General features: G+C 52.1%; 32 protein-coding genes. 4 read left to right on the plus strand and 28 right to left on the minus strand.

The window, feature by feature from the left end; translation table 11 throughout:
* Positions 1–48: 48 nt before the first annotated feature.
* The gene (locus LVD14_RS01820; RefSeq protein WP_237132316.1) at positions 49–1,017 is read right to left on the minus strand and encodes a sensor domain-containing diguanylate cyclase; all 969 of its coding nucleotides are present in this window, start codon (positions 1,015–1,017) and stop codon (positions 49–51) included.
* 255 nt (positions 1,018–1,272) lie between these two features.
* Between LVD14_RS01820 and LVD14_RS01825 the strand changes: the two genes are divergently transcribed.
* The gene (locus LVD14_RS01825) at positions 1,273–1,761 is read left to right on the plus strand and encodes a pyridoxamine 5'-phosphate oxidase family protein (RefSeq protein WP_237132317.1); all 489 of its coding nucleotides are present in this window, start codon (positions 1,273–1,275) and stop codon (positions 1,759–1,761) included.
* Positions 1,762–1,810: 49 nt separating this feature from the next.
* Here LVD14_RS01825 and LVD14_RS01830 read toward each other — a convergent pair whose 3' ends face one another.
* From LVD14_RS01830 to LVD14_RS01950, 25 genes are all read right to left on the minus strand, one after another.
* Positions 1,811–2,422 carry an alpha-ketoglutarate-dependent dioxygenase AlkB family protein gene (locus LVD14_RS01830; RefSeq protein ID WP_237132318.1) on the minus strand — a complete coding sequence of 204 codons (612 nt, stop codon included), beginning with the start codon at positions 2,420–2,422 and terminating at the stop codon, positions 1,811–1,813.
* Positions 2,423–2,454: 32 nt separating this feature from the next.
* Positions 2,455–2,826, minus strand: coding sequence for a VOC family protein (locus LVD14_RS01835; RefSeq protein ID WP_237132319.1), 372 nt, complete (start codon positions 2,824–2,826; stop codon positions 2,455–2,457).
* A gap of 26 nt (positions 2,827–2,852) precedes the next feature.
* Positions 2,853–3,224 (minus strand): DUF6768 family protein, encoded by a 372-nt coding sequence (locus LVD14_RS01840; RefSeq protein WP_237132320.1) that lies wholly within the window; start codon positions 3,222–3,224, stop codon positions 2,853–2,855.
* 24 nt (positions 3,225–3,248) lie between these two features.
* The gene (locus LVD14_RS01845; RefSeq protein ID WP_237132321.1) at positions 3,249–3,767 is read right to left on the minus strand and encodes an RNA polymerase sigma factor; all 519 of its coding nucleotides are present in this window, start codon (positions 3,765–3,767) and stop codon (positions 3,249–3,251) included.
* Between the two features lie 70 nt (positions 3,768–3,837).
* Positions 3,838–4,305 carry a GNAT family N-acetyltransferase gene (locus LVD14_RS01850; protein ID WP_237132322.1) on the minus strand — a complete coding sequence of 156 codons (468 nt, stop codon included), beginning with the start codon at positions 4,303–4,305 and terminating at the stop codon, positions 3,838–3,840.
* Positions 4,302–4,595, minus strand: coding sequence for a YdeI/OmpD-associated family protein (locus LVD14_RS15615; protein WP_411268240.1), 294 nt, complete (start codon positions 4,593–4,595; stop codon positions 4,302–4,304). The genes LVD14_RS01850 and LVD14_RS15615 overlap by 4 nt, the downstream gene beginning before the upstream one ends.
* Positions 4,596–4,629: 34 nt before the next feature.
* Complete coding sequence (locus LVD14_RS01860; protein WP_237132323.1) at positions 4,630–5,178, minus strand: MOSC domain-containing protein; 549 nt, start codon at positions 5,176–5,178, stop codon at positions 4,630–4,632.
* An 11-nt stretch (positions 5,179–5,189) separates the two neighbouring features.
* Positions 5,190–5,630, minus strand: coding sequence for an ion channel (locus tag LVD14_RS01865; protein ID WP_237132324.1), 441 nt, complete (start codon positions 5,628–5,630; stop codon positions 5,190–5,192).
* Positions 5,631–5,661: 31 nt separating this feature from the next.
* Complete coding sequence (locus LVD14_RS01870) at positions 5,662–6,195, minus strand: outer membrane beta-barrel protein (RefSeq protein WP_237132325.1); 534 nt, start codon at positions 6,193–6,195, stop codon at positions 5,662–5,664.
* A gap of 98 nt (positions 6,196–6,293) precedes the next feature.
* Positions 6,294–6,896, minus strand: a complete 603-nt coding sequence (locus tag LVD14_RS01875; protein WP_237132326.1) for a LysE family translocator — start codon at positions 6,894–6,896, stop codon at positions 6,294–6,296.
* A 2-nt stretch (positions 6,897–6,898) separates the two neighbouring features.
* Complete coding sequence (locus LVD14_RS01880) at positions 6,899–7,288, minus strand: cupin domain-containing protein (RefSeq protein ID WP_237132327.1); 390 nt, start codon at positions 7,286–7,288, stop codon at positions 6,899–6,901.
* 59 nt (positions 7,289–7,347) lie between these two features.
* Positions 7,348–7,812 (minus strand): VOC family protein, encoded by a 465-nt coding sequence (locus LVD14_RS01885; RefSeq protein WP_237132328.1) that lies wholly within the window; start codon positions 7,810–7,812, stop codon positions 7,348–7,350.
* A gap of 71 nt (positions 7,813–7,883) precedes the next feature.
* Entirely contained in the window at positions 7,884–9,437 is a 1,554-nt protein-coding gene (locus LVD14_RS01890; RefSeq protein WP_237132329.1) for a glutamate synthase-related protein, read from the minus strand.
* Between the two features lie 118 nt (positions 9,438–9,555).
* A complete protein-coding gene (locus LVD14_RS01895) occupies positions 9,556–10,266 on the minus strand; it encodes a GNAT family N-acetyltransferase (RefSeq protein WP_237132330.1) in 711 nt (236 codons plus the stop codon).
* Between the two features lie 18 nt (positions 10,267–10,284).
* Positions 10,285–11,397, minus strand: a complete 1,113-nt coding sequence (locus tag LVD14_RS01900; protein WP_237132331.1) for a DNA glycosylase AlkZ-like family protein — start codon at positions 11,395–11,397, stop codon at positions 10,285–10,287.
* 5 nt (positions 11,398–11,402) lie between these two features.
* On the minus strand, positions 11,403–11,750 hold the full coding sequence (locus tag LVD14_RS01905) for an SH3 domain-containing protein (protein ID WP_237132332.1): 348 nt from the start codon (positions 11,748–11,750) through the stop codon (positions 11,403–11,405).
* Between the two features lie 48 nt (positions 11,751–11,798).
* Positions 11,799–12,188 (minus strand): VOC family protein, encoded by a 390-nt coding sequence (locus LVD14_RS01910; RefSeq protein ID WP_237132333.1) that lies wholly within the window; start codon positions 12,186–12,188, stop codon positions 11,799–11,801.
* Between the two features lie 18 nt (positions 12,189–12,206).
* On the minus strand, positions 12,207–13,634 hold the full coding sequence (locus LVD14_RS01915; RefSeq protein ID WP_237132334.1) for a carboxylesterase/lipase family protein: 1,428 nt from the start codon (positions 13,632–13,634) through the stop codon (positions 12,207–12,209).
* Between the two features lie 2 nt (positions 13,635–13,636).
* The gene (locus LVD14_RS01920; protein WP_237132335.1) at positions 13,637–13,837 is read right to left on the minus strand and encodes a twin-arginine translocation signal domain-containing protein; all 201 of its coding nucleotides are present in this window, start codon (positions 13,835–13,837) and stop codon (positions 13,637–13,639) included.
* Positions 13,838–13,946: 109 nt separating this feature from the next.
* Complete coding sequence (locus LVD14_RS01925; RefSeq protein WP_237132336.1) at positions 13,947–14,279, minus strand: hypothetical protein; 333 nt, start codon at positions 14,277–14,279, stop codon at positions 13,947–13,949.
* Positions 14,280–14,443: 164 nt separating this feature from the next.
* A complete protein-coding gene (locus LVD14_RS01930) occupies positions 14,444–14,845 on the minus strand; it encodes a GFA family protein (protein ID WP_237132337.1) in 402 nt (133 codons plus the stop codon).
* A 50-nt stretch (positions 14,846–14,895) separates the two neighbouring features.
* Complete coding sequence (locus LVD14_RS01935) at positions 14,896–15,522, minus strand: FMN-binding negative transcriptional regulator (RefSeq protein WP_237132338.1); 627 nt, start codon at positions 15,520–15,522, stop codon at positions 14,896–14,898.
* 223 nt (positions 15,523–15,745) lie between these two features.
* Complete coding sequence (locus LVD14_RS01940) at positions 15,746–16,879, minus strand: serine hydrolase domain-containing protein (RefSeq protein ID WP_237132339.1); 1,134 nt, start codon at positions 16,877–16,879, stop codon at positions 15,746–15,748.
* Positions 16,876–17,193 (minus strand): hypothetical protein, encoded by a 318-nt coding sequence (locus LVD14_RS01945; RefSeq protein WP_237132340.1) that lies wholly within the window; start codon positions 17,191–17,193, stop codon positions 16,876–16,878. The genes LVD14_RS01940 and LVD14_RS01945 overlap by 4 nt, the downstream gene beginning before the upstream one ends.
* A 176-nt stretch (positions 17,194–17,369) precedes the next feature.
* Positions 17,370–18,305, minus strand: a complete 936-nt coding sequence (locus LVD14_RS01950) for a lipid kinase (protein ID WP_237132341.1) — start codon at positions 18,303–18,305, stop codon at positions 17,370–17,372.
* A 175-nt stretch (positions 18,306–18,480) separates the two neighbouring features.
* Here LVD14_RS01950 and LVD14_RS01955 point away from each other — a divergent pair, with 175 nt between their 5' ends.
* From LVD14_RS01955 to LVD14_RS01965, 3 genes are read left to right on the plus strand one after another with little or no spacing between them, the layout of a single operon-like run.
* Positions 18,481–18,837: a DUF6249 domain-containing protein gene (locus tag LVD14_RS01955; RefSeq protein ID WP_237132342.1), complete on the plus strand. Its 357-nt coding sequence runs from the start codon at positions 18,481–18,483 to the stop codon at positions 18,835–18,837.
* 52 nt (positions 18,838–18,889) lie between these two features.
* A complete protein-coding gene (locus LVD14_RS01960; RefSeq protein ID WP_237132343.1) occupies positions 18,890–19,453 on the plus strand; it encodes an RNA polymerase sigma factor in 564 nt (187 codons plus the stop codon).
* The gene (locus LVD14_RS01965) at positions 19,446–19,793 is read left to right on the plus strand and encodes a hypothetical protein (RefSeq protein ID WP_237132344.1); all 348 of its coding nucleotides are present in this window, start codon (positions 19,446–19,448) and stop codon (positions 19,791–19,793) included. Before LVD14_RS01960 ends, LVD14_RS01965 begins: the two co-directional genes overlap by 8 nt.
* Before the next feature lie 59 nt (positions 19,794–19,852).
* Here LVD14_RS01965 and LVD14_RS01970 read toward each other — a convergent pair whose 3' ends face one another.
* Entirely contained in the window at positions 19,853–20,164 is a 312-nt protein-coding gene (locus tag LVD14_RS01970; protein WP_237132345.1) for a hypothetical protein, read from the minus strand.
* Positions 20,165–20,367: 203 nt separating this feature from the next.
* Positions 20,368–21,156 carry an NAD(P)-binding domain-containing protein gene (locus LVD14_RS01975; protein ID WP_237132346.1) on the minus strand — a complete coding sequence of 263 codons (789 nt, stop codon included), beginning with the start codon at positions 21,154–21,156 and terminating at the stop codon, positions 20,368–20,370.
* Positions 21,157–21,181 lie beyond the last annotated feature (25 nt).

The following is a 21,181-nucleotide window of genomic DNA, read 5'->3' on the forward strand; positions in this document are numbered from 1 at the left end:
ACAGGCGTGTCCGTCGGGTCACATCGCGATCACTGGAGCCCTGGAGTGTCAGTCAGCGGCACGCTTCGCCTTTTTGTTCGCATACATCGCCGCATCCGCCTCGTGCAGCATATCCTCAATTGACGCATGTTTGAGTGGTTCATAAGCAACCAAACCATAGGAAAACCCAAACTCGTAAGGTAGCGCCAGCTTTTCACACTGCGCCTGCAGTCGCTCACGAAACTGTTCTATCAGATTCCTAATGGTACCTGGATCAACATTGGTCATCAGGACGACAAACTCATCGCCGCCAAGTCGGGCGAACACATCCGAGGTTCTGAATGAGGAGCGCATCTGGTCCGCAAAAAGCTGAAGTACCCGATCACCCTCCGCATGCCCATGGACATCATTCACTTGCTTGAATTTATCCAGATCAAAATAGACCAGCGTCGCCGGAAACATCTGCCGTCTGCACAATTCCAGACTGTATTTGCTGAGCGTCAGAAAGCCCCGTCGGTTCGAAATTCGTGTCAGTTCATCCGACACCGCCAACTGCACAGCCATTAGCTCGCGCTCTACCATCCCTGCGAGGTCAGCCAGCATCTCTATATCGTCCTTCTCCAACGTTCGTGGTTCACGGTCGATGATGCACAGCGTTCCCATGGGCTGTCCACTGACGGTTCGCAACGGATATCCGGCGTAGAATCGAATATGTGGTTCCCCGGTGACCAGTGGGTTATCCGCAAAGCGCTCGTCAGCCAAGGCGTTTTCGATAACAAACGCGCCTGAGTTCAGGATGGCGTGTCCACAGAAGGAGATCTGCCGATCGGTCTCGCTGGCTTCCAGTCCAAGGCAGGATTTAAACCACTGGCGATTTTCATCGATCAGACTGACCAGGGCAATGGGCACTCCAAACACCCGCCGCGCCATGCGCGTGACACGATCGAAGCGCTCCTCAGGGGGCGTATCCAGAATATTTAGCGACTTTAGCTGTGAAAGACGCTCAATTTCGTCGGCGGGCAGTGGGGCAGCAATCATGGTTAACTCCTTGGCAGGATTTCGAAATTTTTCAGGAGGCAACCCGTACCAGCATTAACAATCGCAAGGTAGGTGTTATCGCGCCGTTAATGCAAATGTTGCTTTAGATACAAAAACAACGCAAGTCAAATTGGCGTGAATCCGGATCAGATCAGACCAAACCACTTAAAGGTTCGAGTCGTAGGCCACTATGGAGCTTATTGTTGCGCGTGATGCGTGACATCGACTTTCATCGAAGTTTACAGGAGAAAGACTATGTCCAGCCCCGAGCACAAACAGAAGATCTGGAACCTTATCAAAGACATCAAGAACGCCATGCTGACAACACGTCATGGTGAGGAGCTGCGCTCGCGGCCAATGGTGCTGGTACAGGATGAATACGACGGAACATTGTGGTTCTTCACCGACCTGGATTCAGAGAAAGTATTTGAACTTGAGGATGACAACGATGTCTGCGTGTCTTTCTCTGATCCTCACAACCATGTCTACGTCTCGCTGACCGGCACTGGCCGTGCCACGCGCGATAAAACACTCATCGATCGATACTGGAATTCAGTCATTGGCGCCTGGTTTCCGGAAGGGAAGGAGTCGCCCAATGTTGGCATGCTGGAAATCAAGGTTCACAAAGGCGAGCACTGGAACAGTGACAGCAGCAAAATGGTAAAAAGCATCAAAACCACGGCTGCAAAGGCCAAAGGTGAGCAGCCTGATCTGGGAGAGCACGAAAAATTCGGCACTAAATAAGGCCTGCGCTATCATGCAGACGACCATATTGGCACAGAGAGAGTTCACATTAAGACGGCGTGATTATCGTTCTGAAAGTCAGATTGACCCTTGGTCCGCGAGGGCGCGTTTCTTTCGGGATACCATGCTTCCAGTTTTTCTGTGTCTCTCCCGCCATCAATAAAAGGCTGCTGGAAGGGAGCAGCAATACCACATTTTCGATGTCTTTGCGGTGCCTGTGTTTCAACACAAAGCGCCGCTCCTCACCAAATGAGACAGATGCGATGACCGGTTGCGCCCCCAGCTCCGGTTCATCGTCGGCATGGAACCCCATACTATCCCGATGGTCGCGATAATAGTTGACAAGTACACTGTTGAACGAGGCGCCGCTCAGTGCTTCAACTTTCGATTTGATATCCAGCAAAAGATCAGACCATTGCTCGGGCGCAAGTGTTATGCCGGAGTACGAGTATTCCGCTCCCGCATCCCCGTGCCAGGCAAGCAAGCGGGGCTGAAGGTATGACTTCCCCCAGAGGGTGATGCGATCCTGCCGCCAGTTGGTCTCCCGTATCAGCCGCTCCAGCAATTGTTTGTCTTCGCCGAAATCAACATGGCGCCAAAGCAAAATCTCCGCGTCATCAATCGCCAGTGATTCACTGTGTCCTTCATCAAAAAGATCCATCAACACACAACCTGGATAACTGACTATCCGGCTTAGACATGTTGATCAATCAGAATGGGATTACCGTCCGGATCAAATACCGTAAAGCTCGCCGGTCCTTTATCACCCGAAATGGACGGCTCAACTATTTCAATTCCTTTGGACTCCAGTTGACGGCAAAGCTCACGTGCGTCTTCAAAGCTTTCCAGATTCTCAGCATTCTGATTCCATCCAGGATTGAATGTCAGTATGTTTTTGTCGAACATCCCCTGAAACAATCCGATGTTGGTCTCGCCATTTTTCATGATCAGAAAATTGTGTGACTCTGCGCCAGCGTAGACTTCAAAACCCAGTTTTTCATAAAAAGCTTTGGACTTTTGCAGATCTTTGACTGTCAGACTGATGGAAAAGCAACCCAGTTTCATAGTTCTCTCCGCCTCTTCAACGTGGTTCAGCTGTTGCCAGTATGCAGCTTGCCAACTGCGATTTCCAGGCGCTTGATTTCACGTATCACGGAGTTTCGATTCATCTCCATCCAGCTCCACAGCTTTAACATCCCCTGAGCATTGACTGTCATGACGAACCACACCCCCCAGAAGACCCGCTGGTCGACACTCTCTGCCATAAAAAAGCGATACCCGCACCAGATCAGGACCACGGTCAGCACGGCTATCGCCACGTAGGCAACCACCATCCAATGCCGCAGCCCACCTTTAAACGGACTGGCAGCAAACTGAATCAGCCCCTCCTTTTCTGCCATCGCCTTATCAATCTCTGCCGCATCACTTTCAAGTTCATTTTTAATACGATTGTCCAGATTCATTCTCTGCTCTCCTGAATCAATGGCTTATACGTCAAACCGCTCTTTCAGCAATCTTCGGGCCCGATTCAACCGCGACTTGACTGTGCCCTCTGATATCCTGAGCACCTGCGCCACCTGCCTGACGGACATTTCCTCCAGGTAGAACAAGTGGATCATCTGCTTCTCCAGCGAAGGCAGTCGATTGATCGCGGCATTGAGCGATTCTTGTTGTTCACTGTTATCATCACTGAGCTCGGGCTCAACATCCGACACGTCAAGTTGCTGATCCGAGCCTCTGGTTTTTTTGAGCAGATCGATACAACTCCAGTGCACCAGCTGATACATCCAACTCTTGAACGCTTTGGGGTCATCTAATTGACGAATGTTTCTGGCCAGTCTGAACCAGGCTTCCTGGGCTGCATCCTGTGCTATCTGACGATCACCGCTTACTTTGTAACCATAACGCAGTAGAGCGTTCTGGTAGCGCTGAAAAAGCTGTTGGAAAGCCCTGTTGTCGCCATCCTGAGCTTCCAGCACCAAAAGCTCTTCTTCAGCCTGTTGCATTCGTCACTCCGATTCACTCATCTCTTAAGACGATGCGAATGGCTGGCGGGTTCATTTAAATTTTCTTGTTTCAGTCAGGCAACGATTTCCGCATCCGTGCATTCGGAACAACAACACCGCGAACTTCCGGCAAGCGTTGCTCGACGATGCAAAAACCGTATTTTGCAAAAAAAGGTTGTGCCGTGCGGCTCACGTCCGCTGTCATTTCTTTGAGCCCCAGTGCCGCCGCTTCGCCAAGCAGCGCTGACATTAGAAGTTTGCCGATGCCTTTGGATTGATGATGCCCTGAGACAAAAAAATGGTCCACATATCCATCGGGCTGTATATCTGCGTAACCCACCAGCTGTCCGTTTAACTCAGCCACGAAGGGTTTTATCCCTCGAATCTTCTGCACCCATAGCTCAGGATCCAGATCATCGGGCGCCCAGGCCTGTATTTGCTGTGGAGTGTAATCTCGACTGGCAATCAGGTGGACGGCTGAGTGAAAGACATCAAAGAGCCTGTGTTCTTCGCCTGGCCGGTAGCGACGGATATTCATGCCTTTCTTCCCTGACTCTGCTGCCATGGGCTCGGTTTCTTGTCCGTCCGGTGGACACAGCCCGGCCAACAGCACGGCCGCCGCTTTCCTTCGAGCAGCTCATCCACAGCGCGATCAATTCGCCTTAGTCGTGTTTTTTCCTGCTTGGCATCCTCAATCCAGCATATGAACTCATTGCGGGCAATCGGCGTCAAGCTTTCCCAGAGTTCAACGGTTTTGTCACTTCTCTTCAGCGCAGCGAGGAAGTCTGTCGGCATGTCATGCACAAGTCCGCCAGATAGACTGGACATACGATCACCTTTTGGTCAAATTCGACAAGCAAAGTCAGTCTACTTTTCTGATAGTGTCTCCCGACTTTACGACGCCTGCAACCGTAACCCGCGCATTGATCCCTCGAAGGTTGAGCGCTTTTCCCTCATCAGAGTTTACAAATAAAACCGCGTCTTTGCCGAAACGTTCCTTGAACTTCTTGCATCCCAGGTGCGGCTCGCTGGTGACTTCCAACCTGGCAGTCCCTATCTCGAGGACCGTGCCGGCGGGCAAATTTTCAGCACTCAGATCCAGATCCACATAAAACTGATCGCCCGCAAGCGGCCAACGGTCCCTGGTTTGTGCAATCACTGAGATACTGCGTGAGTTCATCAGGTTAATCTGCATATCCGGATTGGCAGTTGCTCTTCTGCCCTTGCCATCACTTCTGGTCAGCCAGTTGTCACCTACCAGCCCGTGAGTTGAATCCAGCTCGGCGTGCGCCAGAACTTCACGCTCACCGGTTTCCGGCCTACGGACGATCAACTCCACCGTACCAACTTCTTTGGGTGAGCTCTTGATGTCACTCAAGCCCTTTTCCAGCTCGTCCATACTTGTAAACATGTCAGTTCCCTTTAATCTTTGTTCCAGTTTCTCTGCATCTCGAGGAATGTGTATGACGCTGACCATGTGATCAGCACGAATCCCACTAGTGATTGTGTGCCATAAAGAAAGCGTATTGGCCCCATGGGAATCATGTCACCATATCCCAACGTGGTGTAGGTCACCGCTGACATGAAGATATAGTCCAGAAATGACATCACCTCATAACCACTGACAACACCCACGTCATTTTTTTCTACCAGCCACCAGGCACTGATGCCGAATATCCAGATAGCGGCGACGTGAATAATAAGTATGCCAAACAATAGCAGCAGGATACGTTGTCGATGCGAAAGTGAGGACCTGGCAATAAAACGACTAAACACAATGAAGGCTTCGTAGTGAAGCATCACAGCCGCTACAGAAGTAACGACTGTCGTAAAAAACGCGAACACATGATACTGATCCAACACTCAGTCCCTTTCTACGTCAGCAGACCCTCACCTAAAGTTCATATTTCAGTGACACAGTCAACGCTGAACTCTTGTTGTTGAGATTAGGCCAATCTGAAAATTCCAGGTCAAATGCATTGTATTCCAGGTCAATCTCCAGGGTCTGCGAGAGCTCGTAGCTGAGGCCCAGGCCGTAAACGATATCGGATTCATCAATCTCCAATATAGTTAACTGATTCTCCCCGCCATTCCGACTGAAAAAGAAGAAGGAGGAATCAGCGCTCCACCAGAAATTGCCCACCTTGCCATAGACTGCAAGTCGTTCGGACAAGGGAAACTGGGCAATGATAGAAGCTGTTGCACCGGTGACATCAAAATCGCTGTATAACGAGTTCGGCGCAGGATATTCACCCAAATCCTTGTACCCAAGCTCCAGGGCAAGATAAGGATTGAATTGCCAGCCGGCTGCGACTTTTAAAACAGTGGTGTTCTCTTCAGGAAGGCCGGATTGTATCCAGTTCTGCCCAACACCAGCGCTCACATACAAGCCCGTGTCAGTAAGCTGATCGGCCTGCACCACACTCATTGGACATACCAGGCAAATAACCAATCCAGCCTTTTGTAGTCTATTCATCATGTATATACCCGTCCCTGTTGATTTACTTATATAGGCTTATGCCGACGTCATTCGCGCCCCACTGTCGCCAGTGCGGCGCCCGCACCAAGATACGAACCGCCACTAAAGAGGCCTGTGGCACGACTGTCCGGCAGAGACTTAAGTTTGCTCGCGATTTTGCTGCTCAGCAACGCGTAAAGTGAGTCCAGTGTGACTGCCATCACCCAGAATAACGATGACAGGACAGCAACCTGAGCCAGGTAGGATTGGCCGGGGGAGACAAACTGGGGAAGGAACGCGCCGAAGAAAAGGATGGTCTTGGGGTTCGTCAGGGACACCCAGAACCCTCTGTTAAATGAGCCCAGGGCAGTGGGTGGCGTGGCCGCCACGCGTTGCAAAGACGCCTTAAGATGCCTGAATCCAAGATACAACAGGTAAGCCACGCCCAGCCATTTCAGCCACCTCAGCCCTTCGCTTATCGCCGTGACGAACCAGGCTGTTCCCAGCGCGGCGACCATTAACTGGATAATCATCGCTGCGCTGGTTCCCGCGACTGTCTGCATGCCTCTTGACCTGCCATGCACCACGCTGGTGGTGATGATCACGATCACATTGGGACCCGGAACTATGATCAGGCCCAATGAGACGAGGACAAATAGCGCCAGCTCCATGATTACAACGCTCTGTTTTGAGTTTCCTGTCCAGGCGTAATGAAGAGCACGCGTGAGAACTCCGGTGTTTTTGCAGTATGCCAGATGCCTTTTGGCACTATCACATACTGCCCGGGCTCCGACAGCTCAATCGTCTTATCACCGTCCTCAGCTTGCAGATGAAACGTTGTCGAGCCAGCCAGCAGTACGACAATTTCGTCTCCATGCGGATGCATCTCCCAGCTTGGCCAGTCAACATCAAACTCATGACAGGAGATCAGGTCGTGCCCCTCGAAGCTGCCGTAAGTTTTATCGAGCCGTTCGTAAAGCCCCGGATCAAAGCGCTCTACCGTAGCAGCCTTGTTTGGGCTCATGACAACAAAGTCTTTCAACAGATTCAGCGGCAGCTTCATTTATATATCCTTGTTATAGAAGTCTGATTATTGCCTGATCAAACCAGTATTGGCTACCGTCATGCCTGATCATATGCTCTCTCAAGCGCGGCAACATCAATCTTGACCATTTGCATCATGGCGCCCATCACAGCCTGAACCTTGTTGGCGTTCCCGTCGTTGATCAGTTCCATGAAACGCCTTGGAACAATCTGCCATGTCAGTCCGAACTGGTCTGTAATCCAGCCGCACTGCATCGGTGTTGCACCCGCATCGATGAACTTGTTCCAGTAACCATCGAGTTCCACCTGATCTTCACAGTCCACATAAAGTGAGAAACCCTGGGAGAAGCTGAAGTAAGAACCTCCGGCCTGATAACCCATGAAGGACTGACCACCGATGTCGAACTCTGCAGACGTAATCGGGCCGTCTTCCCCATTGCGTGCCATTTTCCGGACTCGGGAATCCGGAAAGGTTTCAGTATAGAACCTGATCGCCTCTTCCAGGCGATCATTAAACATTAAAAACGGCGTCACTTTTGACATTGATACAGCTCCTTTGTGTTGATCCTTCTGTAGTCGTCCATGACAGGCTTATTTCGACACGCGCCTGGCTGTTATTTATCCGGATAAATCGATTCTGCGCCTGAGTAGCGCACACCCGACAGCAACGCCATATCCCGGTTCCAGGTCGCCAGATCATCCGGATTGAACTTACCCAGCGAATCATGCCCACAGGCGCGCGCCATCACCTGCATCAGTTCTACCGAGGCTCGCAGAAAGTTGTTGAGCCGCTCTGCCGACGCGTCGACGTCCAGGCGTTTGCGCAGGTCCTCTCGCTGCGTCGCGATTCCTGCCGGGCAATTGTTGGTGTTGCACATTCTTGCGCCGACACAGCCGATCGCCTGAATGGCACTGTTTGCCAGTGCAACACCATCGGCACCCAGGGCCATCGCCTTCACAAAATCAATCGGCACACGCAAGCCACCTGTGATAATCAGCGTCACGCGGCCGCTGGCTTTTTGAGCATCCAGATAGCGGCGCGCACGCGCCAGGGCCGGAATGGTTGGTACACTGATGTGGTCGCGGAACATTTCCGGCGCAGCCCCCGTGGCACCGCCACGACCATCCAGAATAATGTAGTCGGCGCCCGCGTCCAGCGCAAACTGAATATCACGTTCGATATGATTGGCGCTCAGTTTGAAGCCAACCGGTATGCCACCGGTAATCTCACGCACGCGGCCAGCAAAGCGCGCAAAATCCTTGACCGTGGACAGATCCTTGAACGTGGGTGGCGACACAGCCGCTTCGCCTTCCGGAATCCCGCGTACCTCAGAGATCTTTCCCTTGTTTTTGATACCTGGCAAGTGCCCACCAGTCCCGGTCTTCGCCCCCTGGCCACCTTTAAAATGGAAGCTTTGAACCTTCTCTAACAGTTCTTCCTTATAGCCAAACTGGGCACTGGCAAGCTCATAGAAATAACGGGAGTTCGCCGCCTGTTCCTCGGGCAACATGCCGCCCTCACCTGAGCAGATGCCGGTTCCTGCGAGCTCCGCACCCTTGGCCAGTGCAATCTTGGCTTCTTCTGACAGAGCGCCGAAACTCATGTCGGAGACAAACAGGGGGATTTTTAATACCAGTGGCTTTCTGGCTTCCGGGCCGATGACCAGTTCGGTCGTGACCGCGGCATCTTCCATCAGTGGTTTAGTAGCCATCTGCGCGACCATTAACTGCAGGTCATCCCAATGGGGTAAAGTGTGCCGCGGCACACCCATCGCGGTCATCGGGCCATGGTGGCCCATTTTGGACAAACCCTCGCGCGCCAACTGATGAATAAATTCGACTGTGGGTTCTTCTTTGGTTGCTTTGGGAGCCGGGGCCTCGGAATCGGAATCCGACGCGCCGGGCCCCTCCTTGCCGACCTGTTCTGACGTGAACTGTTTATGCGTGCCATCGCAGTAAGGCGCATTGGCGGTATGCTTGCATCGGCACAAATAGGCGTCGCCGCTTTCTTCTGCTTTAAAGGCTTTGGGTTTGAAATCCGTTCCTTTGTGCGACCCATCACAGAAAGGCTGATCCTTGGAACGCCCGCACATGCAAAAGTAATATTCGGAACCCTCTTTGAGTTCGACTTTGATCGGCTTGTTGTCAGCGATGATCGGGTTGCTCATTCGGAAGCTCCCTGTGTTGCAAATGGGTTGCTCAAACAGGCGACTCAGAATACCGCCCTGTCAGCCGGTTTGAGGTCTTGTCTCTTAATTTCTTACGCACGCCGGCAAGAAAAAGATGTCAGCTGCCAGTATCCTCGCGGCTTAACACCCAGAGTTCATCAACTTCGCGGAAGCCCAGGTGTTGAGCCAGCTTTACGGAGGCCGGGTTGCTTTGTAGCGCCCCCCACACTGCCGTTTTACCGCGCTTCTCCATAATGCCCATGAGCGCGGTCACCGCAGAAGCAGCAAAGCCTCGGCGTCGATGGCTTGCCAGAGTATCAATAGAGATGTCCCACAGGGCTTCAGTTTCGGACGCAACGTAAGCGAATGCAACGGGCAAAGCACCATCAAATGCAGCCACCACCTGAACTTTATCACCCAATACATCACAGATTTCTTCCTTTAGGCCCTCAGGAAGGTGCTCCAGCAGGGCCGCATCTGCGTGCCCCATCAAGCGGCAATTGTGCTGGATGGTCCGGGGTAGCTCACCTGGCGAGATGAATATGGTGGCGATCTCAGCTCGAAAGTCCTTCAGCACCTGGTTTGCCTGTGCAACGTTGTCAGAAAAAGCCAGTAACTCAGACACATCCTCAGCCGCACGTAACAGCTGCGCGGGATCTACCCGACCAACCACAGAGCCTATATCGTCTTCGGTGCTCCAGACGATGAACCCATCCTGGGTCGGATTCTCCAGGGCCAGTGACCGATCTGAAGCCAAAAGATCGCGCGTTTCCACCCACCGAGGCTCGTCTGTCAGACGCTCAAGGTATTTTTGCTTCACGTCATGCATGCCATGACACTCCCTGATTCAGGCCCGGTCCAGCGACAGAAAACGCTCCAGACTGATCTGCTCATCCTGCAGCGCTGATTTAAAGCCCGCTTCTTTGGGGGCGCGCCCACTGACATACCCAGGCTCCAACACCAAAGCCCCGTCATGGATCGTGGCATTGGCCCAGCCGATCACCTGGCCACGCCACAGCATCGGCATTGCGTAATAGCCACGCACTCGTTGTCTCGCCGGTGTGTAGGCCTCGAAGCGGTAGGCCCAACCCCAGAACCGCTCAAAGCGATCTCGATCCCAGACTATCGGATCAAAAGGCGCCAGGAGGCGCAATTTTTCATCCAGACTTTCATCATGGGCGAAACGGCGAGCACCCGGATTATCGCCAACTGGCCAGAACCAGCTGCTACCGTCCACTGTTGCCTGCGGCAGACGAGCCCTGGCCCGCGCGAGAGCCTCACCCCGTCGCTCACGCCACTGAGGGACTGCCGAAGAACACACGCTGCTTATCAGACGGCCCAGCGTAGCCGCAGGCAGTGGGGCATATTTGGCCACTACGACGTCAATTAATACATCAAGCACAGTATCTGCCGCAACGGGCTCTTGAGCCTCAGACAAAGACGGCGCATACAGGCGCACGCCAGCCTCACGACGCGCCACACGCAGCAGGCCACGATAGTGCATACCATCAAGCAGTTGCGTACTGGCGCGGCTGTTACCACCAAACCAGTTTTTTGTGGTGCCATGCTGAAAAGCCGCGTCCACTTCGCGCGGATGCACAACACCGCCGCTCTTTACGAATTCCAGCACTGCCTGAGCCTGCTCCCAACGTGCAGATGACCACTCCTTGCGCGCCGTGCGCGGATGCATCAGCTGCTGCGTGTTGCGCGGCAGGATGCCGTAGTTAACAAAGAAGTCTTCTTCAACAGCCAAGCGCGGATACCGGGCCTCCAGATCGCCGGCATGGTAGTCGTCAACGCGATGGCGCAGTGTCAGATCCTGGGCTCGCGCAGGCGCGCGTATCGGGTCAAGCTGGACAAAACCCAGCCTGGCAATCGCACGAGAGAGGGTGGTCGGTTTAAAGAGGCTGCGCGAGATGGCGTAGCGGCGCAGGTGATCTATGGTGAGGGGAGTTGCCATGCCGGTTAAATCTGTTGCAATAGTGCTGATGGCAGCCAACCATGTCTGCCTTCGTCGTTCAGGCACCACGCCCAGCCATCAAGCTGTTTGATTAATTCTAAGCTCTCACCGGCTTCCGCGCTAAGCTCTTGGGCCGAATATTGCGATCTTGCAATGGCATCATTCGGCCCTGAGCTGACGAGATACTTCAAAGGCGCCCAACCAGTATTGCCATTTGCTGTCGTTACCCTTATCCAGCCCGGATACTCGTCATCCATCTCACCTAGACTGACGGCCTCACCGACCTCAAATGAGATCGGGTCGGGGTAGGCTGATTTGTATGATTTTATGACTCTGACTTTCATAGAGGCCATGAGTGGCGCTTCAACCTTCAGTCATGCGTTAAAGAGTATTGTTGACAGCTATGCAACGCCAAGGTCACTAATCATGACGTAGTACCCATCAGGATCTCGCAACGCGAATTCCTGCGTGCCAGTGGCAGGATTTGTGTTGGGCTCCTCCTCAAGACTGGGAACCAGCGTCCGGGCCCGCGCTAGCGCTTCGTCAAAGTCGTCAACTCTGAAAAACAACAAAAGTCCATTGCCAGGCGTGGCGCTGGCCGGGCTGGTGAGCGTGGGATGATCATGATCGCCCCATCTATGCAGACAAAGGAGCACGGTTCCATCGTCATCCAGAATCTGCCCGAAGTAGTCGTGGGCAGGCTCTCCCAGAGACTGCCCAAACAACTGTTGATACCAGCGATAACTTCTGGCGACGTCAGCAACGCCAACAATTGTCCAGGTTCTTTTCATCAAATGTCCTGAGTTACCTTACGTCAGATTCATGACTCGCTGCATTACCTGCCGACGCTCGCGGATCGGGTCTTCGACGACCCGGCTCTCGTTGTTCAACACCATGACCTGACGCGATTCGCCAGTGTATACAGGCCAGTCAGGCAGCTTGCCAGTATCGGGGTTGCCGCTACGCGCAAAGGCAATCCAGCTGTCGCTGATCTTGTCCGCCATCGCGCGCTCTTCGGCGGTGCCGGTTGTGAATCCATACACCGTACGCTCAGCATGAGTGTTGTCAAAGACAAATGGAATGTCCAGTGCATGGGGTGTCATCAGCCGACCATCAAGCGTCTGGGTTTCCCAGGTCAGATAGTAGGAACGGACTGGCGCAGCATTCAATGCAGCACGACGTTCAGCAATAACCGTGCAAGGCACTACGTAAGCGCGATCGCTGACAATCAGGAAGAACAGTTCGCTGGGCGAGGCATCCGGCTCGGCGCTGCGATAGACATCAACGACTTCACGTGTCATGTCTCCCAGTATTGACTCTAGCCGCTGCATCATCGTGGCTTCATCAAGGTTAAATGCTTCAGTGTCGCCTCGCATTTGCAGGGTCAGCTCAGTGCGATTGGCGCCCACGATCAGGGGCACATCCGGATTCACAGCGGAGGCGGTCGGGTGAAACGGTGAGGCAGGCAGGGCATCGCCATCCACAACCGGCGCAAAACTGCTGGTTCGTGAAATGGCCTGATAGGCGGCGATAATACGTTCGACCGGGGCGTTCTGCAGGCCCTGCATATCACCGGTTTGCAGACCCAGCTCCTCAAATAGCGAGGTAGCCTGACGTGTGCCGGCCTCTGCCGAGGCCAGACGAATGGTGGGTCCGCTTTGAATCACTGCACGGTGAAACAGCCCTTTGGCGGCAGGCATGGCCAGCAATGTACCGACCTTGCGACCACCGCCGGACTCACCGAATATCATCACGTTGTCCGGGTCGCCACCAAACTGTTCAATATTGCGTTGCACCCACTGCAGTGCCGCGACCAGATCCAGCATACCCGCTGTCCCGGCATGCGCAAATGACTCGCCACCCAGCTCTGCCAGATGGGTGAAGCCCATGATATTGAGGCGATGATTGACCGTGACGACAACCACGTCACCACGATTGCAAAGATTGGTGCCATCGTAGCTGGGGCTGGAACCGCTGAGGCTGGTAAAACCACCGCCATGACACCAGAACATCACTGGTCGCTTCCGGTTGCTATTGGCTTCCGGCGTCCAGACATTGATCGCCAGACAGTCTTCACTCTGACCCGCTGCCAGCTGACCGTTGCTCCCCAATGTTTGGGGCGCTGTGGGTCCGTACTCGACCGACTCCCGGATACCCGTCCACGCAGTCGCTGGCTGTGGTGGACGAAAGCGGTTCTCTCCCGCGGTGGACGCGCCATAGGGTATGCCTTTGAACACGCTCACCCTTCATTGACATAACCACGCACTCTGCCAGTGTCGATCTCCACGACCGATGAGGGTGAGCTTTGCGCGGCAACACGGCCGGGCAGCCACAGACCACTGGCACCGATAGCACCAACGGCACCCAGCTGTATGGATTGACGCAAGAACCGGCGACGGCTTTGCAGTCTTGGGGATTGTCCGCGTGATGATCCTGTCATGATTAGAGTTCCAGTCAAAAATTACTTGTCTAGCATTCCGAATCCGAGATTACAATAGAAATCCGGCAGCTTACTGGAAGGACGAGATGAGGCCTTTAGGCGGCATTGACTAGGCCTGTAGTTTATCTTCTTGATAATCCGCAGCCTCAATCAGCAGGGCTGCCAGCTCCCGCGCTTCGCCTGCCGGAAACGAAACGGTATACCCTCTCATACTTCCCAATGAGGTCGTTGAAATTTCCAATCCAACAAGTCGCACTGGCCCACCATCAACAGCGTGTACTTTAACCTCGTGGGAAACTATTTTTCTTTTGGAGGAAACGCTATCAAACGTCTTGATTATTTTACCACCCAAGAGGACACCTTTGCCGCGTTTCGTGAACGCTGCAATAAAAACCCAGGCGAATGCTATAATGAAAAATGCTAATGATATTCCTTCGGCCATAGCGCCTCCTCACTCCGAGCATATCGCGTATTCATTTTGGCACCATCGATATCTGTGGCCGGCAGCTCAATGTAATTGATTTTTACTTTTGTCATCTCGGCCTCGTAAGCCTGACCGTCTGTAATCAACGTAAAGTGCTCGACGGTTTGCTACATTGCGTCAACTTACTTCGGCAGACCCTCAAACTCTGGCGCGTCACCAATCGAATCACTCCACGGCGCTCTGCTTGATGTAAAGATACGCGCGGTTGGCAACATAGCTACTTCCGTATCCAGACACCCGGCCGGAACGACTACCAGATCTGTTGTGTCCTCGCTTGGCAGCGCGGAACCACAAAACTTACAGAAACTTTTGTTGTGACGAGTACCCGGAAGCGTAAAGGAGCTCACAGCCGACTCACCGGCAAGCCACTTCAACTCTGCCGACTGTGAGAATAGATTCGCCGCATGGGCAGAACCCGTATCCTTTTGACAGTGCCTGCAATGACAAAGGTAAAAGCTGTCGAAGTCTCCAAGGACTTCAAATTTCACAGTGCCGCAAAGGCAAGACCCTTCATGCCTGGTCATAGAATTCCTTTCTGTTTTTTTCAGATGACACACATATGGCGCCCTTCATGTTAGCTGATGAGCCCTGCCATCTCACGGCTGTGTGCTCTATCCCCGGCCTCGAGTCCTGCTTTAACACCAGCACGATTTCTTTCTGGCTGATTCTGACTCGCTTTTAGTTTGCCAGTCAAAGTCTCAATGGTGATTTCAACACCAACGATTGCCGTTATCAGCCGATCTGTATATTCCGATGGCGCGTCATCGACAGACCAGGGATCACTCATACCAGACTCATGCTGATCTGTCAGCTGATGAAGATGCTGTTGCAGCCAGGTACTGTCCTCGATAATTCGGGCGCTGCCCTCCGCGTGGACAGCAAGATAGTTCCAGGTTGGGACCACCCGGCCTGTTTCTGCCTTCGTCTCATACCACGACGGTGAAATGTAGGCATGTGGCCCCTGGAAGACCACAAGTACGCGTCCCCCTTCTTGTAGTCGCTTCCAGGCGGGGTTGTTGCGAGCCAGATGACAGTGAAGCTTGCCAGGAGAACCTTCTGGATCAGCAACTAACTGGAAGGGAACATGATTCGCCTCAATGCCAGCATCATCCGCAATCACCAACAGACCAAACCCATAGTCACGAATATACTGCTGAAGCTTTCCGATGTCGTCTTCCCTGAAATGAGCTGGCACATACATGCTTTATTACTCCCTGCAATCTCTTGTTAGAAACCTTTTTTCAAAATTTTTCGGATCCGTGCCTTTACGGACAGTGCCTCATCACGCATACCCATCTCAAAGTATTGCCTGGTCTCGTTTAGATATTCTGAATGCTGCTTACTTAATTTATAGAAGCCGTTATAAGACCAGGCGCGCTGTTCCATGATCTTTCGAGTGGTGACGTTCAGCCATATAGATCATTTCAATAAACGAACGATCGAAGAAATGCCTGCGCAAATTCCGAGCGCTGAACTTCGGCCCGGTCAAGTGGATTGTCCCACCAGACACCCTCACTGTTGGCCAAGAGAATGAAACTAAGACCCTGGGCAGGCACCTTAAGATACAGCGCTGAATAGGCATCCTCCCACCATCCCGAATGCCAGACGAGTTTGTGCCCCTGATACCCCTGCACATACCAGCCAATGCCATACGGGAAGAGCTCACCGTTGCGCGACGTGGTGGCCGCCATCATTTCTGCCTTCGACTCTGCTGAGATTAACACCCCCTGATCAAGCGCGATGTCGAACCTGGCAAGATCGAGAACGGTGGTGATGACTCCTCCGGCAGCGCCGTCACCCTGAGGTGGAGGTGCAGGCGCGCGCTGCGGCGCTCCAGAACTGTCAATTCGATAAGGAGGGGCTAACTGCTGAGCCAGATCGTCACGTAGCGGCAGGTTCCTGTGCCTGCGCGCCGACTGCTCCATTTCAGCCACATCGAAAATATGCTGCTGGATAAGAGTCGAGAAAGACTCGTCAGCGGCTGCCATGATGGGACGCGATGCCCATGAATAGAGAATGGGGTTGTACGAGAAACGGGTATTGGGGACTCCCGTCGCCGTGTGAGACAACAGGTGTCGAAGCGTGTGGTCGGAAGGCTGGCAGTGAAGCTCCTGTGCAAAGATGGACGGTTGTTGGCTGAACTCTGCGCAAAAGTTTGACCAATCACTGTAGGTACTGATTGGCGTATCAAGATCAAGTAGACCCTTCTCCACGAGCCGGAGAGCCAGGACGGCAGAGAGTGGTTTCGAGACAGATGCGACGTCATAAACGGTAGCGGCAGTAGCTGGAATGCCATTTTCGACATCAGCATAACCAAGCCCTGACGCAAGGACGACTGCGTGATTTTTCACGACAGCCACAGACATTCCGGGAATATTGGCCGCTTCTCGCAGTTTGTCGAGCTGTTGGGCAAAAGCTTCGAGGTCTAATGACTCCCCGCCTGCTGAGGTTTGACTCTGCGCGGATGACAGACTTGGGAGCGATGCCAGCAGGAGCGCGAGAATGATGATTTTTGAGATTACTGCACTAGAACCAAGCACATCTCCGCCCTCGCTCAACTCATCTTAGCTCTTTCCAGCTTCTCTTTTGCTTCACTGATACTTGTCAAACACTCTGCCCGTAACGACGGAAACTCTTTGTCGATCACAGACATTTCGGAATCGTTTAAAAGCTGTTCGAGTTGAGATTCTTCAGCAAGTCTTTGGTCAATAATTTCGACTGTCTGATCGGCAGAAAATGCCGCCTCCAGTCGCTGCAATAAATGCTGGCCCGTTTGTCGGTCCGGATCGGGGACCGAGGGCAGGTCGTCACTGGCCCGGATGGCCACTGCTACTGATTTCTCCAGAACCTGTCGGCTTTCTGCAAGCTGCATAAACAGTTCCTTGACCGCACTGTCACTCACAAACTCAGCAGCGTCACGATAGTCTTCGTCACTGCTTATAAGCGCAACATGTAAGTTGTTCAGTGCAACCTGTAGGTCATTGCGCAATAAGCTCATACTCATTTCCCTTAATGTGGTTTTTCCCGCCGACGATAAATCAGCAACCTCTATTCAACCAAAGATATCGGTTTGGGTGCTAGAATTTCGAGTGCATCTGGTAATACTTTAAAATGTGCCGGTGTGCTAGTCACCGGTTCGCCATCGGCGTGAATAGCCATCACTTTCCGCCCTGTTGTCAGGGTGATGCTTTCGGCCTGCAGATTGAACACCCGTGCGTTGTATCTTTGCCGACCATCACGCAGTAAAGGCGCCAACGTTAACAGCTCCCAAACCCCCTGCGGGCGTAGACTGTACAATGATAACTTTCCATCATCGATGCGTTTGTTTTCATCAATCACATTGCCACCACCATAGTAGCGTCCATTGCCAACCGCAATCTGTATAGAGCGCTGGCGGTGAGGAACGTCATCGGCAGTAATGGTGACCTTAAATTGCTTTATTCGCAGCAGCGCCGAAAAGAATGCCTTCAGGTAGCTAAAAACGCCCCAGTGCTTTTTCACTTCATCGCTTAACTCTTCGGTAACCTGCACTCCCAACCCGAGATGCGCGACATTAAAAAAGTAGTGGTCGTTTACCATACCCAGGTCAATCGACTGACGCACACCCGACACAATGACATCAAACGCTTCGTCCAGTTCGCCGGTAAGCCCTAGCGAACGAGCCAGATCGTTGGCCGTACCCAGGGGCAATATGGCCAGCACCAGGCCACTCTCATGCATTGTGCCAGCCATGGAACTGATTGTGCCATCGCCCCCGCCGACGATCACCAGATCCAGTCTTTCTTTACGATCCAGCACCGCGCGGCGGCTTTCCTCAGGGTTCTTGGACACCAATCGCTCAACGGCCATGCCAGCCCGCTCCAGCTTTGCAATGCCTTCGTCCAATTGTGCGCCGGCGCACTGTCGGGCTTTGGGATTAGTGATAAGCAACGCCTGGCGTATATCTGTTCGATTCATTCGATTTCGCTTTCCCTGTTTGCTCACTGTCTCAGGGTCACAGTAAACGAGTTTACATTCAAGACCCTTTAGCTGCCTGGCTCAACAGCGATATCTCAAAATTAATCGTTCATCCCTACATCCAAATGCCGGAATCAGAGCATTGTCAGGGTAAGAGTGGCTGAAAAGCCTGATTTTAACCCATGCACTGAGGATACATACGATGGGCGGAGATACACTTATTGCCATGACCTTGTTTATCAGTTTGTTCGGCAGCCCGATTGCGATGCTTTATATTTACCTGAAGTACCGTAGCAAAAAGCTGAAAATCATCGAAAAGATGCTGGACGCTAATCGGGAGGTCACACCCGAAATGCTGGCTGTGCTCAATCAACCCAATTCCAGCACGCCAGGCAGCGACATCCGCATGGCTGTGTTCTACCTGACGATTGGTGGCGCTATCTTTTTAATGCTGATGTTTGAAGTGTTTGGCAACCCAGCCCGACTGAGCCTGTTAAGTTTACTGCCCCTGAGCATTGGCATAAGCTATCTCATCGCATCGCGCCTTAAAGAAAACTGATCTGTTTACCAACCCAGGCGGCAACGGTTTGCCAGACAACAAAGCTCGTCACATGTCCAAGCTGAACGATTTATCTGATATGAATCTGGTAAACCGCGTTCAGCTTCTGGGCGATCAGGCTGCCTTTAAAGCCCTGGTGCTGCGACATAACGCCAGGGTGCGTGGCTTTCTGAGACGGCTATGCCAGGACAAAGATCAGGCCGACGACCTGGCACAGGAGTGTTTTCTGCTGGCGTTCCGCCATATCGGCAAGTACCAGCCGAGCGGGCAGTTTTCAGGCTGGCTGTTGAAAATTGCCCAGCGTTGCTACTTTCAAGAGAAACGATTGCACTCCAGGCGCGCTGAAAAGTGGCAGCAATTCCAGGCTCTGGAAACTGATAGCAGTCACATTGACGACCCGGTTGATATGCGCCTGGACCTGGAGAAGGCCTTCGAAACGCTTTCGGAGAATGAGACCATCTGCCTGACACTGTGCTACACGATGGGATATTCGCACTCAGAAGTTGCCGACATCAGTGGATTTCCTTTGGGTTCTGTGAAAACCTACATCAAAACAGGAAAAGATAAACTGCGGGATCTACTGGAGCCTCAATTGACGGAGAACCACAATGTCTGACCATGAATCAATTGATGCCCGGCTTGAGCAAGCGCTTTCAGCTGAGTTTTCAAACATCGATTCAGATCTCTTTTCTGAAAAAGTGGCCACTCGGATCTCACGCAAGGTTTTTTTGCGATACCTGGTGCTTTCCATTGGCTGGCTGACAGGTCTGACAGTATTTTTTTCGATCCTTCCTGTTCTCAACTCCTCACTCATGTCCATCAATAGTTTCTTGCCTGCATGGACCCACCAGGAACTCTTGTTCCGCCTGTCTCAGTGGTTAATCCCAGCCAGCATCATGCTTGCGATAGCGATCATGCCCGCTCTGCTGTCCAGGCTCCATTCAAGGGTCAATTAATGGCGATGTGTGGTTTGGCAGTAAGACTACGAGATCAATACTCATCTACGGCGTATTATTTAGAATGAGCGCTGGATTATCTCAACAATTTCCCGGGTGTTTTCTATGACTCTGAATATCTCACCCTCTACATTAATTGTAACGTGACCATCCTCTCTTAGAATGATTCGTCCTCGGTCATAGATATGTTGATCGACAATCTCGCCTACCACAAGTTTCCTTTGCCAGCCCGGAGGCAGTTCCCTACCCCTCTCTACCTGTTTTTGCAAACCTGGGGGTAACTCCTTCTTTTTCTCTTGACTGGAAAGTGCGCCATCACTTAAACCGAAAGTCAAGATTACGGCTGCAACAATTACATGAAAATGTTTCATAGTATTCCTCAAACTTTAGCGAATTAGGCGCCCAAGCTATTTTGCCATGCGTGTACCTTATCAAACGATCTCACGACGTTAAATATTCCATTCTTGCTGACTATTAGATGCGATTCACACCTCGAAGCCTCTTAACCCCGCACTGATTAAACGCGTATACATCGACCGTGGCAGTTGGCTTTTAGTCTGGCTATATGCACTAGTTATCTGCTTTCATTGAACTCAATATTCATCAAATCCGGATATTTAAACGTGTAGCCCAGAACACGCTTCACTTTCTGATTACTGATTATCTTGAAAGACCTGGTATCTTGACTCTCAAACTCAGGTGCAGGGCGACCAATAGACTCAGCGGCAAGCGTATAGAACTCTCTTTTTGTCGGGTGGGTGTCAGCACAACAATTAAAAACGTCGCCCCAAACTTCCTGTTCGATAATTCCATTAATGATGCCGATGCAGTCGTCATGATGTATCAGATTTACATTTGAATCTGCGTTACGAACAGACTTACCTTTGCGAAAAAACATGCCGGGCTTGCGACTGTAGCCAATCAGCCCACCAAACCTGACAATTGTCGTTTTAAACTTGCCGCTACTTCTGAACAGGTTTTCGATGTTCAGCAAGGGACTTTGGACGGATTCGACACCATCTGACTCTGTTATGGTCGTATTTGTCTCTTGATAGACTGAAGTAGAGCTAACAAATAATACGTTCTCAATGTCGGATTTTTCTATCTCATGTAGCAATTGACTAAAACCATCAATGTTCTTTGATGGTATGTTGATTATCAGGATATTCGCCTTGAGGAAATTTTCTATGCTTTGGGCGAACGAATCTATGTCGACTATAAATGGATTGGCACCGATAGATTCTATGTCAGCGACTCGGCTGTCTGATGTCGTAGACGCATTGACTGTGTAACCCGCTTGTAAGAAATGCTGTGCCAGAGGTAAGCCAAGCCAACCACTACCTAGAATGCTGATGGTATTCAATATGTTTCCTTATCGGCTACCGATA

It is taken from the genome of Pseudohongiella sp. O18 (assembly GCF_021729085.1).
Lineage (GTDB): Bacteria > Pseudomonadota > Gammaproteobacteria > Pseudomonadales > Pseudohongiellaceae > Pseudohongiella.

Excerpts from the sequence above, each read along its gene's own strand:
- LVD14_RS01850 (WP_237132322.1), bottom strand. The coding sequence starts at position 4,305 with ATGAATATCCGTCGCTACCGGCCAGGCGAAGAACACAGGCTCTTTGAT.
- LVD14_RS01860 (WP_237132323.1), bottom strand. The coding sequence starts at position 5,178 with ATGTTTACAAGTATGGACGAGCTGGAAAAGGGCTTGAGTGACATCAAG.
- LVD14_RS01935 (WP_237132338.1), bottom strand. The coding sequence starts at position 15,522 with ATGTATGTGCCAGCTCATTTCAGGGAAGACGACATCGGAAAGCTTCAG.
- LVD14_RS01955 (WP_237132342.1), top strand. The coding sequence starts at position 18,481 with ATGGGCGGAGATACACTTATTGCCATGACCTTGTTTATCAGTTTGTTC.
- LVD14_RS15615 (WP_411268240.1), bottom strand. The coding sequence starts at position 4,595 with ATGTCCAGTCTATCTGGCGGACTTGTGCATGACATGCCGACAGACTTC.
- LVD14_RS01845 (WP_237132321.1), bottom strand. The coding sequence starts at position 3,767 with ATGCAACAGGCTGAAGAAGAGCTTTTGGTGCTGGAAGCTCAGGATGGC.
- LVD14_RS01820 (WP_237132316.1), bottom strand. The coding sequence starts at position 1,017 with ATGATTGCTGCCCCACTGCCCGCCGACGAAATTGAGCGTCTTTCACAG.
- LVD14_RS01920 (WP_237132335.1), bottom strand. The coding sequence starts at position 13,837 with ATGACAGGATCATCACGCGGACAATCCCCAAGACTGCAAAGCCGTCGC.
- LVD14_RS01925 (WP_237132336.1), bottom strand. The coding sequence starts at position 14,279 with ATGGCCGAAGGAATATCATTAGCATTTTTCATTATAGCATTCGCCTGG.
- LVD14_RS01825 (WP_237132317.1), top strand. The coding sequence starts at position 1,273 with ATGTCCAGCCCCGAGCACAAACAGAAGATCTGGAACCTTATCAAAGAC.
- LVD14_RS01895 (WP_237132330.1), bottom strand. The coding sequence starts at position 10,266 with ATGCATGACGTGAAGCAAAAATACCTTGAGCGTCTGACAGACGAGCCT.
- LVD14_RS01945 (WP_237132340.1), bottom strand. The coding sequence starts at position 17,193 with ATGCAGCTTGCAGAAAGCCGACAGGTTCTGGAGAAATCAGTAGCAGTG.
- LVD14_RS01885 (WP_237132328.1), bottom strand. The coding sequence starts at position 7,812 with ATGTCAAAAGTGACGCCGTTTTTAATGTTTAATGATCGCCTGGAAGAG.
- LVD14_RS01930 (WP_237132337.1), bottom strand. The coding sequence starts at position 14,845 with ATGACCAGGCATGAAGGGTCTTGCCTTTGCGGCACTGTGAAATTTGAA.
- LVD14_RS01960 (WP_237132343.1), top strand. The coding sequence starts at position 18,890 with ATGTCCAAGCTGAACGATTTATCTGATATGAATCTGGTAAACCGCGTT.
- LVD14_RS01905 (WP_237132332.1), bottom strand. The coding sequence starts at position 11,750 with ATGGCCTCTATGAAAGTCAGAGTCATAAAATCATACAAATCAGCCTAC.
- LVD14_RS01840 (WP_237132320.1), bottom strand. The coding sequence starts at position 3,224 with ATGAATCTGGACAATCGTATTAAAAATGAACTTGAAAGTGATGCGGCA.
- LVD14_RS01965 (WP_237132344.1), top strand. The coding sequence starts at position 19,446 with ATGTCTGACCATGAATCAATTGATGCCCGGCTTGAGCAAGCGCTTTCA.
- LVD14_RS01910 (WP_237132333.1), bottom strand. The coding sequence starts at position 12,188 with ATGAAAAGAACCTGGACAATTGTTGGCGTTGCTGACGTCGCCAGAAGT.
- LVD14_RS01835 (WP_237132319.1), bottom strand. The coding sequence starts at position 2,826 with ATGAAACTGGGTTGCTTTTCCATCAGTCTGACAGTCAAAGATCTGCAA.
- LVD14_RS01880 (WP_237132327.1), bottom strand. The coding sequence starts at position 7,288 with ATGAAGCTGCCGCTGAATCTGTTGAAAGACTTTGTTGTCATGAGCCCA.
- LVD14_RS01875 (WP_237132326.1), bottom strand. The coding sequence starts at position 6,896 with ATGGAGCTGGCGCTATTTGTCCTCGTCTCATTGGGCCTGATCATAGTT.
- LVD14_RS01870 (WP_237132325.1), bottom strand. The coding sequence starts at position 6,195 with ATGAGTGTGGTGCAGGCCGATCAGCTTACTGACACGGGCTTGTATGTG.
- LVD14_RS01900 (WP_237132331.1), bottom strand. The coding sequence starts at position 11,397 with ATGGCAACTCCCCTCACCATAGATCACCTGCGCCGCTACGCCATCTCG.
- LVD14_RS01890 (WP_237132329.1), bottom strand. The coding sequence starts at position 9,437 with ATGAGCAACCCGATCATCGCTGACAACAAGCCGATCAAAGTCGAACTC.
- LVD14_RS01830 (WP_237132318.1), bottom strand. The coding sequence starts at position 2,422 with ATGGATCTTTTTGATGAAGGACACAGTGAATCACTGGCGATTGATGAC.
- LVD14_RS01970 (WP_237132345.1), bottom strand. The coding sequence starts at position 20,164 with ATGAAACATTTTCATGTAATTGTTGCAGCCGTAATCTTGACTTTCGGT.